This is a genomic window from Halopseudomonas oceani, assembly GCF_002903165.1.
Classification (GTDB): Bacteria; Pseudomonadota; Gammaproteobacteria; order Pseudomonadales; family Pseudomonadaceae; genus Halopseudomonas; species Halopseudomonas oceani.
This window is the reverse complement of the sequence record NZ_PPSK01000003.1, coordinates 34,978-48,662: the sequence shown is the minus strand read 5'-3', so window position 1 is coordinate 48,662 and position 13,685 is coordinate 34,978. Positions and strand designations below refer to the sequence as shown.

The following is a 13,685-nucleotide window of genomic DNA, read 5'->3' as shown; positions in this document are numbered from 1 at the left end:
GTTGTTTCGTCGCGCCGGCTCGGTCGTGGCTTCGCGCTTCATGCGTTCTACCCTGGTGGTCGCCCTCGGCGTCGGTAGCCTGTGCGCGCAGGCCGCCGACTACGGTCCGGAGCATCCCGGTGTACCGGACTTCATTCAGCAGATGCAAAGCGAGCACGGCTTCAATGCCGAGCACGTGCAGGCCCTGCTGGACCAGGCGGTGCATCAGGAAAACATCATCAAGGCGATTTCGCGCCCGGCTGAGCGGGTCAAGCCGTGGCACGAGTACCGTGCGATCTTTATTACCGATCAGCGGATCGAGCGTGGTCTGGCGTTCTGGGCCGAGCACGCCGACACCCTGGCGCGCGCCGAGCAGGAGTACGGTGTCGAGCCGGAAGTGATTCTGGCGATCATTGGCGTGGAGACCTTCTACGGGCGGAACATGGGCTCTTACCGGGTACTGGATGCGCTGGCGACCCTGGGGTTTGACTATCCGCCGCGCGCCGACTTTTTCCGCAAGCAACTGATGAGTTATATGGTGCTGACCCGGGAGCAGCAGATTGATCCGCTGACGCTCAAGGGGTCGTATGCCGGCGCCATGGGCTTCGGTCAGTTCATCCCGTCCAGCTATCAGGCCTACGCGGTCGATTTTGACCATGATGGCAAGGTTGATATCTGGAATAACCCGGTTGATGCCATCGGCAGTGTTGCCAACTATTTCCACCAGCACGGCTGGACCCACGGTGCTCAGGTGGCCATTGAGGCCCAGGTTACCGGCGAGCGTTTCCGGGACGGGCTGACCGAGCCCAAGGGCCTTGAAGCGCGCCAGAGCATCGGTGAGCTGAAGGCGTTGGGCTGGACACCCGCTGCGCCGCTGGCGGACGATGAGCAGGTCATGGCGTTCGAATTCGATACCGGGGAACGAATGCAGTACTGGGTGGGTCTGAACAACCTGTACGTCATCACCCGCTACAATCGCAGCGTCATGTATGCCATGGTGGTACATCAACTCGCAGACCTGTTACGTGAGGCCAGGCCCGAATGATGCCGATTGTCCTGTCATCTACGCGTTATCTACTGTTTGGCGGCCTAGTGCTGCTGGCGGCCTGTTCTTCGACTCCCCAGAGCGGGCCTGCCGCCGGTTCCGGCGGAGAGACTGGCGGTGCCCGGCCGCTGCATGATGGCCCGCCCAGTTACATGCAGGACGTCTCGCTGATCCCGGATGCAGTTCCTACCCCGCACACTGGCGCGTACAAGGCATCTCCCTACACCGTGCTCGGGCAGCGCTATCAGCCGATGCAGGATGGCCGCAGCTATCGGGAAGAGGGGACGGCGTCCTGGTATGGCACCAAGTTTCATGGTCAGCACACCGCCAATGGCGAGGTGTATGACCTTTACGGCATGTCGGCAGCACACAAGACATTGCCGCTACCAACCTACGTAAAGGTCACCAATCTGGAGAACGGTCGTCAGGTGATCGTTCGGGTCAACGATCGTGGGCCGTTCTATTCGGACCGCATCATCGACCTGTCCTTTGCAGCGGCAAAAAAACTGGGTTATGCCGATCAGGGGACAGCCCATGTGCGGGTCGAGGGGATCGACCCGGTAGCCTGGCAGCAACAGAATAATCCGAGCTATCTGGTTACTCGCGAAGCGGTAGCCGAGGCGCCGGTGGCGGCGGCGTTGCCAGCGGAGCCGGTCGAGAACGTACAGGCGGGCGGTTACTACCTGCAAGTTGGTGCCTTTTCGTCCGACCAGGCCGCCCAAGCGCTGCGTCAGCGCGTGATGGGGGTGGTCGGCAACAATGTCCGGGTAAGCCCCGTGCAGATTGACTCCCGTACCCTGCATCGGGTCCGGGTCGGGCCTCTGAGCACGCAGGACGAGGCCCGGCGGATGATGGAAACCCTACGCGTGGCCAATCTGGGGACTCCGGCTCTGGTCACCGCTAACTAATTTTGTACCCGCGGAAACGCAACCCACCACTGATTGTGAGCACCATGTTGAAAAAACTGATTTCGACCCTGCTGATTACCTCTGTCGCGACCCTGTCGTTGACGGCCAATGCGCAGACACCCTCTCGTCCGACGTTGAATGCACCCGCTGCGGCGGCGCCTATCGTGCCAACAGCGCCGGAGCTGGCTGCGTCCAGTTACCTGCTGATTGACGCCAACAGCGGTGCCGTGCTGGTCGACCACAACGCGGACACACCGCTGCCGCCGGCCAGTCTGACCAAGATGATGACCAGCTATATCGTCAGTCAGGAAATCAAGCGCGGTCAGATTAGCGAGAACGATCCAGTGCTGGTCAGCGAGAAGGCCTGGCGCATGGGTGGTTCCAAAATGTTCATCCGCGTTGGTAACCAGGTGCCGGTGATCGACCTGCTGCGTGGTGTCATCATTCAATCGGGTAACGACGCGAGTATCGCGCTGGCCGAGCATGTTGCCGGCAGCGAGGACGCTTTCGCCGACCTGATGAACGCACAGGCGCAGCGTCTGGGTATGACCAATAGTCATTTCGTCAACGCCACCGGCTGGCCGGCCGAGGATCACTACGCTTCTGCCCGTGACCTGGCGATTCTGGCGCAGGCAATCATTCGTGACGACCCGAAATCCCACTACGCCATCTATGGCGAGAAGGAGTTTGTCTGGAACGATATCCGCCAGCCCAACCGTAACCTGATGCTGTGGCGTGACAGCACCGTAGATGGTCTGAAAACTGGCCATACCGACGAAGCGGGTTTCTGTCTGGTCGCCTCTGCCAAGCGTGATGACATGCGCCTGATCTCGGTGGTCATGGGTACCAGCAGCGAGCAGGCCCGGGCTGCAGAAACCCAGAAATTGCTGACCTGGGGCTTCCGCTTCTTCGAAACCAAGACCTTCTATCAGCCGGGCCAGGTTCTGGCTGATGAGCGAGTCTGGAAGGGCGCTCAGGACACAGTTCAGCTCGGCCTTCAGGACGGTCTGATGCTAACCCTGCCAAAGGGCCAGGCTGACAAGCTGGAAGCCAGTCTGACCCTGAACAAGCCGATCATTGCTCCGATTCAGGTGGGCGACGTGTTGGGTGAAGTTGAAGTGAAACTGGGTGATGAGGTGGTTCACAAGGCACCTCTGGTGGCACTCACAGCCGTCGATGAGGCTGGTTTCGTTGGTCGTCTGTGGGACAGCATTCGCCTGTTCTTCTACGGCCTGTTCGAGTAAGGAGGGCCGAGTATGTCTGACGTAACCGAGCCGCAGGCTCCCAAGATCGAGTTTCCCTGTCAGTATCCGATCAAGGTAATTGGCACCGCCGGTGATGATTTTGCCGAGGTGATCTGTCAGGTCGTGGAGAAGCACGCGCCTGGTATCGATACCACCACCATTGAGCTGAAAGACAGCAAGAATGGGCGCTTCCTGTCCCTGCGTGTGGTCATTACTGCAACCGGACAGGAGCAGCTTGAAGCCCTGCACCGCGACCTCAAGGCGACTGGCCGCGTGCATATGGTGCTTTGATGGAAGGTCCCGCGGAGCTGGTGATTCGCCATCTCGGGCTGGTGGATTACCAGCCCACCCTGGAGGCCATGCGTCGGCTCACCGAGGAGCGTGGCCCCGATACCCCCGATGAAATCTGGTTGCTGCAGCACCCCCGTGTGTTTACTCAGGGGCAGGCGGGCAAGGCAGAGCATGTGCTGGCACCTGGCGACATTCCGGTCATTCAGGCCGAGCGCGGGGGACAGGTGACTTATCACGGTCCGGGTCAGCTGGTTGGCTATCTGATGCTGGATCTGCGACGCAAGAACCTGGGTGTGCGCGATCTGGTGACCGCCATGGAACAGAGTTTGGTGGACGTGTTGGCGCTCTACGGCGTTGACGCGGCGCCGCGCGCGGACGCCCCCGGTGTCTACGTGGCGGGTGACAAGATTGCGTCGCTGGGGCTGCGGGTACGGCGTGGTTGCTCCTTCCACGGTCTGGCACTGAATCTGGATATGGATATGGAGCCGTTCCGGCGGATCAACCCCTGTGGTTACGCAGGTCTGCGCATGACCCAGCTCAGCGAGCATGTCGAAGGGCCGGTTGATATCGGCCTGGTCGAGGAGCAATTGGCGGAGGCGCTGCGCAAACGTTTGGGTTACGCCGCAGAGTAGTAGAGGGGAGGGCGCGCTGCTGATTGCTGCGCGCCCGAGTCAGACCTGGCGTTAGCTGAGATTCAGGGTGGGAATCAGGCTGGCATCGACAGCCTGGCCCGGCACCGGAGCCGGTGCAGCCAGGCCCAGGTTGTTTTTCTCGAAGACCCGGTCAGCACGGTAGCTGGAGCGCACCAGCGGGCCGGCTGCGACCTCCATGAAGCCCATTTCCAGACCGATCTCGCGATAACGGTTGAATTCCTCCGGGCTCACCCAGCGCTTTACTGCCAAATGGTTGCGGGTCGGCTGCAGATACTGACCGAGGGTAACGATGTCGACACCGATCTCGCGCAGTTCTTTGAAGGTCTGCAGAATTTCATCGTCGGTTTCGCCCAGCCCGACCATCAGACTGGTCTTGGTCAACACCTGAGGGCGGTGTTTCTTGGCGTGGGCCAGCACGTCCAGCGTCTTGCGGTAACCGGCACGCGGGTCGCGTACTTCATGGGTCAGGCGCTCCACGGTTTCCACGTTCTGGGCGAAAACTTCCAGGCCCGAATCAACCACCGCTTCAATCGCACTCAGCTCGCCGTCGAAGTCAGGCGTAAGGGCCTCGACGACTACCTGTGGTGTACGCGCCTTGATAGCGCGAACGCAGGCTGCGTAGTGAGCCGCGCCGCCGTCGGTCAGATCATCGCGGTCGACCGAGGTCAGCACGATGTAGCGTAGCGCCATTAGCTCAACGGACTTGGCGGTATTCTCCGGCTCTTCCCGATCCAGCCAGCCATTCGGGTTACCGGTATCGACCGCGCAGAAGCGGCAGGCCCTGGTGCAGACCGACCCCATCAGCATGATGGTAGCGGTGCCGTTTGACCAGCACTCGCCCATGTTCGGGCAGTGGGATTCCTGGCAGACCGTACTTAGACGGTGTTCACTGACGTTGCGCTTGACGGCTTCGAAGCGGTCGCCGCCTGGCGCCTTGACCCGCAACCACTTGGGTTTTGGCGAAAAAACCTGGGGGTCGGCGCTGGCGCGTCGTTTCTGACCATCCTTGATCGCGGCAATGCCTTGGGCGTTGCGAAACTTCTCGCCACTGGCAACGGACTTCTGCGGGGTGTCGGACATGTTCGGCAGGGCTCCTGGTAGAGACTCCGTAAAGTGCGCAAGGGCACGGTGCGGCTTGTGGCCAGCGCGGATTCTAACACAGGGAATGGGGCGTGCGCGCAGCACCGTGCTGCGCGCGAGGCGTCCATTACTTGCGCAGGGCGTCCAGCAGCTCGACTGACGCGTAGCCGTCAGCTGGCCAGCGTTGCTGTTGCTGGAAGCTGCGGATAGCCCGGCGCGTGTTGGCGCCGATGATGCCGTCGATGCCGCCTGGCTCAAGCCCCTTCCGGGTCAGCAAGGTCTGCAGTTCGATGCGTTCGCTGCGCGATAGCGGGCGATCATCGGTCGGCCAGCTCGCGTGAATCTGGCCGCGACCCTGGAAACGCTCGGACAGCAGGCCAATGGCGAGCGCATAGCTCGACGAATTGTTGTAGCGCATGATGGTGCTGAAGTTGTGCAGCAGCAGGAAGGCCGGGCCGCGGTGGCCGGCTGGCAGCAGCAGTGCGGCACGTTGATCAGCCAGATTGTTGGCGAGGCTCTTTCCGCCGGCAGCGGTAACGCCAAGTGCCTGCCATTCGGCGACGGTCTTTTTCACTGCCGGATCGGCCTGGGCATAGTCAAAGTCGGCCGGCAGCTGGACCTCCTGTCCCCAGGGCTGGCCGCTGTGCCAGCCGGACTGCTGCAGATAGTGCGCTGCGGAGGCCAGTGCATCAGCTGAGGAGTTCCAGATGTCACGGCGGCCGTTACCGTCAAAGTCGACCGCATACTGGTTGTAGGTGGTCGGAATAAACTGGGTCTGGCCCATGGCGCCAGCCCAGGAGCCGAGCATGCCACCAGGTTCGATGTCGCGGTGCTGGAGAATGTCCAACGCGGCCAGCAGCTGGTCGTGGGCAAAACCGGGGCGTCGGCCTTCATGGGCAAGTGTTGCCAGCGAGCGGATGACCTGGCGGCTGCCCATGTTCTGGCCGTAGTTGCTTTCTAGGCCCCAGATGGCGGCCAGGATATGCCGGTCAACGCCGTAGCGCTGCTCGATGGCGTCCAGCGTCTCGCGCTGGGCGCTGAGGCGGCTGCGTCCGGTCGCGACCCGTTGGGTCGACAGGGCGCTGTCGAGATATGCCCACACCGGTCGGGAGAACTCGGGCTGGCTGCGGTCGGCCTTGATGACATCCTGATCGGGGGTGACGCCCGCGAAGGCGCGGTCAAACAACTCGGCGTCGATGCCTTTGGCCAATGCCTCCTGGCGGAAGCGGTCGCGCCACCGGCTGAAGGTTTCCGCCGTGGGCGTTGCCACTGGGGCGGCCGCCGTGGCAGCGGTGGTTGGCTGGGTCGGTGCTGGCTGCGCGACAGCGGCGCTGGGCGTGCCTGCACAGGCGCTGAGACAGATCAGGCTGATGGAAGCAAGCAGATGGAGGCGGGCCTTGCGGCTGGGAGGTGTGGGCATGCAGTTTCCCTGGATTCTTGTCTGGTCTTTCGGGTGCTGCGTAAGCCCCGTCCTTGAGCCGTTGGAGGTTGGCGCGCAGGAAAGGTTCCGGCAGCAGCCCCAGACAATGACAGGTGATGCGTGGCTCGGCAAGGGCGGCAAATGGCCGCGTCCTGGCATTTGTGCTAGAGTTCGCGGCCTTTATCGTCCCCGTTCTCTGTCTGCGCACCTGTGCATTTTCCCGGGCTGCGTGGCTTCGTTGTTGCTGGATGTGATCAGGGGCCTGCGCCTCGCAACCTGACGACGCTACGGTGTACGTCTGCTGAACTTAAAACAGGTTTGCCTACCCATGACTTTTATCGAAACCCTGCGCCACGAATGGTTCTCCAACGTGCGCGGCGACCTGCTGTCCGGGCTGGTTGTTGCATTGGCATTGATCCCGGAGGCGATTGCGTTTTCCATTATCGCCGGCGTTGATCCCAAGGTTGGCCTGTATGCCTCTTTCTGCATCGCGGTGGTGATTGCGTTTACCGGTGGACGCCCGGGCATGATCTCGGCGGCGACCGGCGCGATGGCGCTGCTGATGGTGACGCTGGTGCGTGAGCATGGTCTGGAATACCTGCTTGCGGCTTCGCTGCTGTGCGGAGCGTTGCAGATTTGCGCTGGTTATCTGCGGCTCGGCTCGCTGATGCGCTTTGTCTCGCGCTCGGTGGTGACCGGTTTCGTCAATGCGCTGGCGATCCTGATTTTCATGGCGCAGTTGCCTGAGCTGACCGACGTGACCTGGCATGTCTACGCCATGACGGCTGCCGGTCTGGGGATTATCTACCTGTTTCCGCTGCTGCCGGGTATTGGCAAGGTGATACCGTCGCCGCTGGTGTGCATCCTGCTGCTGACTGCTGTCTCGATCTATCTGGGACTTGATATCCGCACTGTGGCAGACATGGGCGAGCTGCCGGATACCCTGCCGGTATTCCTCTGGCCGGACGTGCCACTCAACCTCGACACGCTGATGATCATTCTGCCGTACTCTGCCGCGATGGCGGTGGTTGGGCTGCTTGAGTCGATGATGACAGCCACGATTGTCGACGATCTAACCGATACCAGCAGCGACAAGAACCGTGAGTGCAAGGGCCAGGGTGTAGCGAATATCGCATCGGGCCTGCTTGGCGGCATGGCGGGCTGCGCGATGATTGGTCAGTCGGTGATCAACGTGAAGTCCGGCGGCCGTACTCGCCTGTCGTGCTTCGTGGCCGGCAGTGTGCTGCTGGTACTGGTCGTGTTTGCCAGTGACTGGGTCGGGCAGATTCCGATGGCAGCACTGGTGGCGGTGATGATCATGGTCTCGATCGGCACCTTCAGCTGGGATTCGATCCGCAACCTGCGTCATCACCCGCTTTCGACCAATCTGGTTATGCTCGCCACCGTATCGGTGGTGGTGGCGACCCATAACCTGGCCTATGGCGTGTTTGTCGGCGTGCTGCTGGCGGCCATGTTCTTCGCCAACAAGATTGGTCATTACCTGCATATCGGCAGTGTGTTGAGCGCCGATGGTGGTGAGCGTCGCTACGAGGTGGTGGGCCAGGTATTTTTCAGCTCTGCGGACAAATTTGCCGCGGGCTTTGATTTCAAGGAAGCGCTTGATAGGGTGGTGATTGACCTGAGTCGCGCCCACTTCTGGGATATCACCGCCGTGGGGGCGCTCGATAAGGTAGTGATCAAGTTCCGTCGTGAAGGTACCGCAGTTGAGGTGATCGGGCTCAACGAGGCCAGCGCCACCATCGTTGACCGCTTCGGGGTGCATGATAAGCCGGATGCGGTTGATCACCTCGGTGGCCACTGATCAGCGGGAGGGCTGAATGAGCGAAGCAAGGGTATTGGCATGTATTGACGGTTCCGCTGCCAGTGAGGCGGTGTGCGACTACGCGGCTTGGGCCAGCCTTCGGCTGAAGGCACCGCTGGCGTTGTTGCACGTGCTGGAACCTGCTCCCTCGACGATGCCGACTGACCTGTCCGGCAGTATCGGGCTGGGCAGTCGCGAGCATCTGCTGGGTGAGCTGGCCGAGCTGGATGAACGGCGTGCGCGGCTGCTGCGCGAGCAGGGCAAGCTGATGCTCGACGCTGCTGCGGCGCGGGTGCGTGCGGACGGAGTTGCAGAGCCAACGCTGCGTCAGCGTCACGGTGGGCTGGTCGATACCCTGCAGGAACTTGAAGAAGAGGTGCGCCTGCTGGTCATGGGCCGTCAAGGAGAGGCTGGCGGCAGCGCGGCCAGCCAGGTTGGCAGTCAGTTGGAAAGCGTCATTCGTACCATGCATCGTCCGGTGCTGATTACGACGGGTGAGTATCGGGCGCCGCAGCGGGTGCTGATTGCCTTCGATAACAGCCCCAGCGTGCGCAAGGGGCTGGATCTGTTGATGCAGAGCTCGCTGCTGGCTGGCGCGTCAATCCATCTGCTGCTGGTCGGCGCCGATACCGCCGATGCGCGGCAGGCGATCGAAGCCGCTCGCAAGCGCCTGGAGGAAGAGGGCTTTGCTGCCAGTGCAGAGATTCGCGCAGGTGAGGTCGAAGAGGTGCTGCTGTTGTGCCGGCGCGAGCGTGAGATGGACCTGATCGTGATGGGTGCTTACGGTCATTCGCGCATTCGCCAGTTTCTGGTCGGTAGCACAACCACGTCCATGCTGCGGCGCACCGACTGTCCGCTGTTGCTGCTGCGCTGACTACAGCGGCAGGCGCGCGCCAGAGGCCTCAACCAGAATGCGCGCCAGACCATCCCACGGCGAGCCGGGCGCTTGCCCCTTGATCTGCTCGTCTACTGTCTGAGCGTCGTTCAGCCAGCGCTCCCAGGCGGCCGCCGGATGGCGCTGCAGAGCGTTGCGCAACAGTGGTTTGCGTTTGTCCCAAACCGGCGGACGCTGGCTGGAAAACACCTTGTCGAGCGGTATTCCGCGACTTTGCTGCTGAGCCATGTCGGCCAGCGCCCGCAGTTCGCGGCTTACTGCCCAGAGTACAACGGGGGCTTCCACCCCCTCACCACGCAGGCCGTTGAGCATGCGCAGGGCATGTTCCGGCTGGCCCTGCAGCATCGCGTCACTCAGGTGGAACACGTCAAAGCGGGCGCTGTCGGCGACGACCTGCTGCACGGTATCGAGTGTCAGTTGGCCTTCCGGACAGTACAGTTTGAGCTTCTCGATTTCCTGCGCGGCCGCCAACAGGTTGCCCTCCACGCGAGCGCTCAGCAGGTCAATCGCTTCAGCGCTGGCCTGCAGGCCAGCGGCAAGCAGGCGTTCGCGAATCCAGTTGGGTAGCTGTGCTGGTTCAATCGGCCAGATTTGCACGAAACGGCTGTCGGCGTGCTCGATTAGGCTTTTCGCCCACTTGCTGCGCTGGGTAGCCCCATCGAGTTTGGGCAGGCTGATCAGTAGGGTCGTGTCTTCTGCCGGTTGCTCAAGGTAGGCCAGCAGCGCCTTTGCACCGGCGTCACCCGGTTTGCCGGACGGAATGCGCAGTTCGAGCAAGCGCTTCTGGGCGAACAGGGAAAGGCTGTGGCTGGCCTCGTAGAGTTGAGACCAGTCGAAACTGCGGTCAACATCAAAGACCTGACGCTCCTCGCTGCCGGCAGCGCGGCAGGCTCGGCGAATCAGATCGCAGGCCTCACCGCAGAGGAGTGGGTCGTCGCCACTGATGATGTAAACGGCGGCCAGCTCATCCTTGAGCTGCTTGCCCAGCTGGGGGGCGTTGAGTTTCATTGCCGGCTCAGTTGCCCTGCTGGTCGAGGCGCGACTCGCGGCTGGACAGTTCGCCTTCAGTGATACTGGACAGACGGAACAGCAACTGGCGGGTCAGGTCCTGGCGCATCTCGTGACGCAGCAGTTCCTCTTCCTCGGTCGTGCCGATGATGTTGTCCTTGTCATTGACGTAGAGACGGCGGGTAGCCAGCGTCTCGGGGCCAATCAGTGCACGGCCACGACGGTCAGCGATCTGGAACATCAGGGTGCTGGTCAGCTCGTACTCTGCGGGAGTCGAGCTACTGGTGTAGCTGACGGCCCGGCGGCCCTGGTCTTCCTTCAGCAGTTGCAGTTGGTAGGCTGCGGTCGGCGTAACCTTCACCCCGTCCACCTCCAGTGCCTCAAGTACCTGCTGATAGGTGCGGCCATAGCGGTTATGGGCCGTTACGTCCAGCTGATTCAGCTCGACGCTGTCGACACCGGTACCGCGCAGGTGAAACCCGCAGCCAGAGGCGAGCAGGGTGGCGCCGAGGACGGCGCAGCTGAGCAGCAGGCGGGGTGTGGTCAATGACATCTTGGCTCTCCGTTGCAAAATCAGTTGGCGACAATGTTGACCAGCTTGCCGGGCACGACGATGACCTTGCGGATCGTCAGACCTTCGGTAAAGCGCAGCACATTCTCGTTTTCCCGCGCGGTGGCTTCAATCAGCTCGCGGCTGGCGTCAGCGGCGACTTCGATGTGGCCGCGCAACTTGCCGTTAACCTGGATAACCAGCTGCAGGTTGTCCTGTACCAACGCGCTCTCGTCGACGCTCGGCCAGCGCGCATCGATGATTGCGTCGCTGTGACCCAGTGCCTGCCAGAGGCTGTGGCAGATGTGTGGGGCAATGGGCGCGAGCAGCAAGGCGACGGTCTCGAGACCTTCCTGCAACAGCGCGCGGTCCTGCCCGGCGTCCTGCGGTGCCTTTTCCAGCACGTTCATCAGGGTCATGACCGCCGCGATGGCGGTATTGAACTTGTGGTGCTGGCCAATATCCTGGCTGGCCTGCTTGATGGCCAGGTGGATGGCGCGGCGCACGGCTTTCTGCTCGTCGCTCAGGCTGCCGAGGTCGGCTTTTCCTGCCGGGCCCTTGGCGTGATGCTGTTGGCTCAGGCGCCAGACGCGGCGCAGGAAGCGCTGCGCGCCTTCAACACCGGAGTCGGACCATTCCAGGCTCATATCCGGCGGTGAGGCAAACATCATGAACAAACGGCAGGTGTCGGCACCGTACTGGTCGATCATCGCCTGCGGATCAACGCCGTTGTTCTTCGACTTGGACATCTTCTCGGTACCGCCGATCTCGACCGGCTGGCCGTCGCTGCGCAGGGTGGCGGCAATAACCTTGCCCTTACCGTCGCGCTCGATATCCACGTCGGCCGGGTTGAACCAGGTCTTGCTGCCGTTGGCTTCGAGACGGTAATAGGTGTCGGCCAGTACCATGCCCTGGGTCAGCAGGTTCTTGAACGGCTCGTTGCTGCTGACCAGTCCTTCGTCGCGCATCAGCTTGTGGAAGAAGCGGGCGTAGAGCAGGTGCAGAATGGCGTGTTCGATCCCGCCGATGTACTGGTCCACCGGCAGCCAGTGATTGGCTGCAGCCGGGTCGACCATGCCCTTGTCGTATTGCGGGCTGGCGTAACGGGCGTAGTACCAGGAGCTTTCGACGAAGGTGTCCATGGTGTCGGTTTCGCGCTTGGCGGCGGCACCACACTTCGGACAGCGGCATTCGTAGAACTCGGGCATTTTCGCCAGCGGGCTACCGGCGCCATCGGGGATCACGTCTTCGGGCAATACCACCGGCAGCTGATCATCCGGTACCGGCACGTCACCGCAGCTGTCGCAGTGAATGATCGGGATCGGGCAGCCCCAGTAACGCTGACGGCTGATACCCCAGTCGCGCAGGCGGAACTGGGTGCGTGGCTCGCCCAGGCCTTTCTGCTTGAGCACTTCGCCAATCGCGGTGAAGGCGCTGTCGTAGTCCAGACCGTCAAATTCTTCGGAGTTGATCAGCTCGCCCTTCTCGCCGTAGGCGTCTTGCCACGGCTCGGGTGTTTCATCGCCGACTGAGGTGCGGATGACCGGTTTGATCGGCAGTCTGTATTTGTTGGCGAAGGCAAAGTCGCGCTCGTCGTGCGCCGGTACGGCCATAACGGCGCCTTCGCCATACCCCATGAGAACGTAGTTGGCGACCCACACCGGCAGCTTCTCGCCGGTCAGCGGGTGCAGGACGTACAGCGGGGTCGGCAGGCCTTTCTTTTCCTGGGTAGCGATGTCGGCCTCGGCCACACCGCCGCGCTTGCATTCGTCGATAAAGGCTTGCAGTTCTGGGTTGTTCTGCGCGGCCTGGGTGGCCAGCGGGTGCTCGGCGGCGACGGCAACGTAGGTCGCGCCCATCAGGGTGTCCGGGCGGGTGGTAAAGACCTTCAGGGTGCCGTCGTGACCGATGCTGGCGGTGTCGTACGGGAACTGGACTTCCATGCCGACAGACTTGCCGATCCAGTTGCGCTGCATGGTCTTGACTTGTTCGGGCCAACCGGTCAGCTCATCGAGTGAGCTCAGCAGCTCCTCGGCGTAGTTGGTGATCGCGAAGTAGTACATCGGGATTTCGCGCTTCTCGATGACCGCGCCACTGCGCCAGCCTTTGCCATCGATCACCTGTTCGTTGGCCAGTACGGTCTGATCGACCGGGTCCCAGTTCACCGTACCGTTCTTGCGGTAGATGATGCCTTTTTCGAACAGGCGGGTGAACAGCCACTGCTCCCAGCGATAATAGTCGGGTTTGCAGGTGGCGATCTCGCGCGTCCAGTCGATGGCCAGGCCCAGGCTCTTGAGCTGGGTGCGCATGTAATCGATGTTGGAGTAGGTCCAAGCGGCCGGTGCGACCTTGTTGTTCATCGCCGCGTTTTCTGCCGGCATGCCGAAGGCGTCCCAACCCATGGGTTGCAGCACGTTCTTGCCTTGCATGCGCTGGTAGCGGGCGACCACGTCACCGATGGTGTAGTTGCGCACATGCCCCATGTGTAGCTTGCCGCTCGGATACGGAAACATCGACAGGCAGTAGTAAGTCTCCTGATCAGGGGTTTCGGTAACCTGGAATGCGTTGGCATTGTCCCAATCGGTCTGGGCAGCGGCTTCAATCTCACTCGGTGAATACTGTTCTTGCATGGCGTGGGGTCTGGTGACTCGTGGTGACGTGAAAAAGTAATGGGGCAGGATACACCACCCGGCGCTCATCAGGTAGTCACATGCCATTCGTCGCCAGCCTGGCAGCAGCGGACTGGGTGGGTCTATTCTCTAGCTGAGGAGACGGGCCATCCCGGGCCGT

The 13,685-nt window shown here is 61.9% G+C and carries 12 protein-coding genes; 7 read left to right on the top strand and 5 right to left on the bottom strand.

Going from position 1 to position 13,685, the window contains the following annotated elements:
- Positions 1-40 precede the first annotated feature (40 nt).
- The 5 genes from mltB to lipB are packed head-to-tail and all read left to right on the top strand — an operon-like array spanning position 41 to position 4,099.
- Positions 41-1,024 (top strand): lytic murein transglycosylase B, encoded by a 984-nt coding sequence (gene mltB, locus C1949_RS04350; RefSeq protein ID WP_104737478.1) that lies wholly within the window; start codon positions 41-43, stop codon positions 1,022-1,024.
- Positions 1,021-1,932 (top strand): septal ring lytic transglycosylase RlpA family protein, encoded by a 912-nt coding sequence (locus C1949_RS04345; protein WP_229744286.1) that lies wholly within the window; start codon positions 1,021-1,023, stop codon positions 1,930-1,932. The genes mltB and C1949_RS04345 overlap by 4 nt, the downstream gene beginning before the upstream one ends.
- Positions 1,933-1,976: 44 nt before the next feature.
- The gene (locus tag C1949_RS04340) at positions 1,977-3,176 is read left to right on the top strand and encodes a D-alanyl-D-alanine carboxypeptidase family protein (protein WP_104737252.1); all 1,200 of its coding nucleotides are present in this window, start codon (positions 1,977-1,979) and stop codon (positions 3,174-3,176) included.
- 12 nt (positions 3,177-3,188) lie between these two features.
- Positions 3,189-3,467 (top strand): HP0495 family protein, encoded by a 279-nt coding sequence (locus tag C1949_RS04335; RefSeq protein ID WP_104737251.1) that lies wholly within the window; start codon positions 3,189-3,191, stop codon positions 3,465-3,467.
- Entirely contained in the window at positions 3,467-4,099 is a 633-nt protein-coding gene (gene lipB, locus C1949_RS04330; RefSeq protein ID WP_104737250.1) for a lipoyl(octanoyl) transferase LipB, read from the top strand. Before C1949_RS04335 ends, lipB begins: the two co-directional genes overlap by 1 nt.
- Before the next feature lie 51 nt (positions 4,100-4,150).
- Here lipB and lipA read toward each other — a convergent pair whose 3' ends face one another.
- On the bottom strand, positions 4,151-5,200 hold the full coding sequence (gene lipA, locus C1949_RS04325) for a lipoyl synthase (protein WP_104737249.1): 1,050 nt from the start codon (positions 5,198-5,200) through the stop codon (positions 4,151-4,153).
- A 127-nt stretch (positions 5,201-5,327) separates the two neighbouring features.
- A complete protein-coding gene (locus C1949_RS04320; protein WP_104737248.1) occupies positions 5,328-6,620 on the bottom strand; it encodes a lytic murein transglycosylase in 1,293 nt (430 codons plus the stop codon).
- Between the two features lie 328 nt (positions 6,621-6,948).
- Here C1949_RS04320 and C1949_RS04310 point away from each other — a divergent pair, with 328 nt between their 5' ends.
- Positions 6,949-8,442, top strand: coding sequence for a SulP family inorganic anion transporter (locus C1949_RS04310; protein WP_104737246.1), 1,494 nt, complete (start codon positions 6,949-6,951; stop codon positions 8,440-8,442).
- A gap of 16 nt (positions 8,443-8,458) precedes the next feature.
- Positions 8,459-9,316, top strand: coding sequence for a universal stress protein (locus C1949_RS04305; protein WP_104737245.1), 858 nt, complete (start codon positions 8,459-8,461; stop codon positions 9,314-9,316).
- Here the strand turns inward: C1949_RS04305 and holA are convergent, their stop codons facing one another.
- The 3 genes from holA to leuS are packed head-to-tail and all read right to left on the bottom strand — an operon-like array spanning position 9,317 to position 13,525.
- Positions 9,317-10,345: a DNA polymerase III subunit delta gene (gene holA / locus C1949_RS04300; RefSeq protein ID WP_104737244.1), complete on the bottom strand. Its 1,029-nt coding sequence runs from the start codon at positions 10,343-10,345 to the stop codon at positions 9,317-9,319.
- A 7-nt stretch (positions 10,346-10,352) separates the two neighbouring features.
- Complete coding sequence (locus C1949_RS04295; protein WP_104737243.1) at positions 10,353-10,898, bottom strand: LPS-assembly lipoprotein LptE; 546 nt, start codon at positions 10,896-10,898, stop codon at positions 10,353-10,355.
- 20 nt (positions 10,899-10,918) lie between these two features.
- Entirely contained in the window at positions 10,919-13,525 is a 2,607-nt protein-coding gene (leuS, locus tag C1949_RS04290; RefSeq protein WP_104737242.1) for a leucine--tRNA ligase, read from the bottom strand.
- Between the last annotated feature and the right edge of the window lie 160 nt (positions 13,526-13,685).

Excerpts from the sequence above, each read along its gene's own strand:
- mltB (WP_104737478.1), top strand. The coding sequence starts at position 41 with ATGCGTTCTACCCTGGTGGTCGCCCTCGGCGTCGGTAGCCTGTGCGCG.
- C1949_RS04345 (WP_229744286.1), top strand. The coding sequence starts at position 1,021 with ATGATGCCGATTGTCCTGTCATCTACGCGTTATCTACTGTTTGGCGGC.
- C1949_RS04340 (WP_104737252.1), top strand. The coding sequence starts at position 1,977 with ATGTTGAAAAAACTGATTTCGACCCTGCTGATTACCTCTGTCGCGACC.
- C1949_RS04335 (WP_104737251.1), top strand. The coding sequence starts at position 3,189 with ATGTCTGACGTAACCGAGCCGCAGGCTCCCAAGATCGAGTTTCCCTGT.
- lipB (WP_104737250.1), top strand. The coding sequence starts at position 3,467 with ATGGAAGGTCCCGCGGAGCTGGTGATTCGCCATCTCGGGCTGGTGGAT.
- lipA (WP_104737249.1), bottom strand. The coding sequence starts at position 5,200 with ATGTCCGACACCCCGCAGAAGTCCGTTGCCAGTGGCGAGAAGTTTCGC.
- C1949_RS04320 (WP_104737248.1), bottom strand. The coding sequence starts at position 6,620 with ATGCCCACACCTCCCAGCCGCAAGGCCCGCCTCCATCTGCTTGCTTCC.
- C1949_RS04310 (WP_104737246.1), top strand. The coding sequence starts at position 6,949 with ATGACTTTTATCGAAACCCTGCGCCACGAATGGTTCTCCAACGTGCGC.
- C1949_RS04305 (WP_104737245.1), top strand. The coding sequence starts at position 8,459 with ATGAGCGAAGCAAGGGTATTGGCATGTATTGACGGTTCCGCTGCCAGT.
- holA (WP_104737244.1), bottom strand. The coding sequence starts at position 10,345 with ATGAAACTCAACGCCCCCCAGCTGGGCAAGCAGCTCAAGGATGAGCTG.
- C1949_RS04295 (WP_104737243.1), bottom strand. The coding sequence starts at position 10,898 with ATGTCATTGACCACACCCCGCCTGCTGCTCAGCTGCGCCGTCCTCGGC.
- leuS (WP_104737242.1), bottom strand. The coding sequence starts at position 13,525 with ATGCAAGAACAGTATTCACCGAGTGAGATTGAAGCCGCTGCCCAGACC.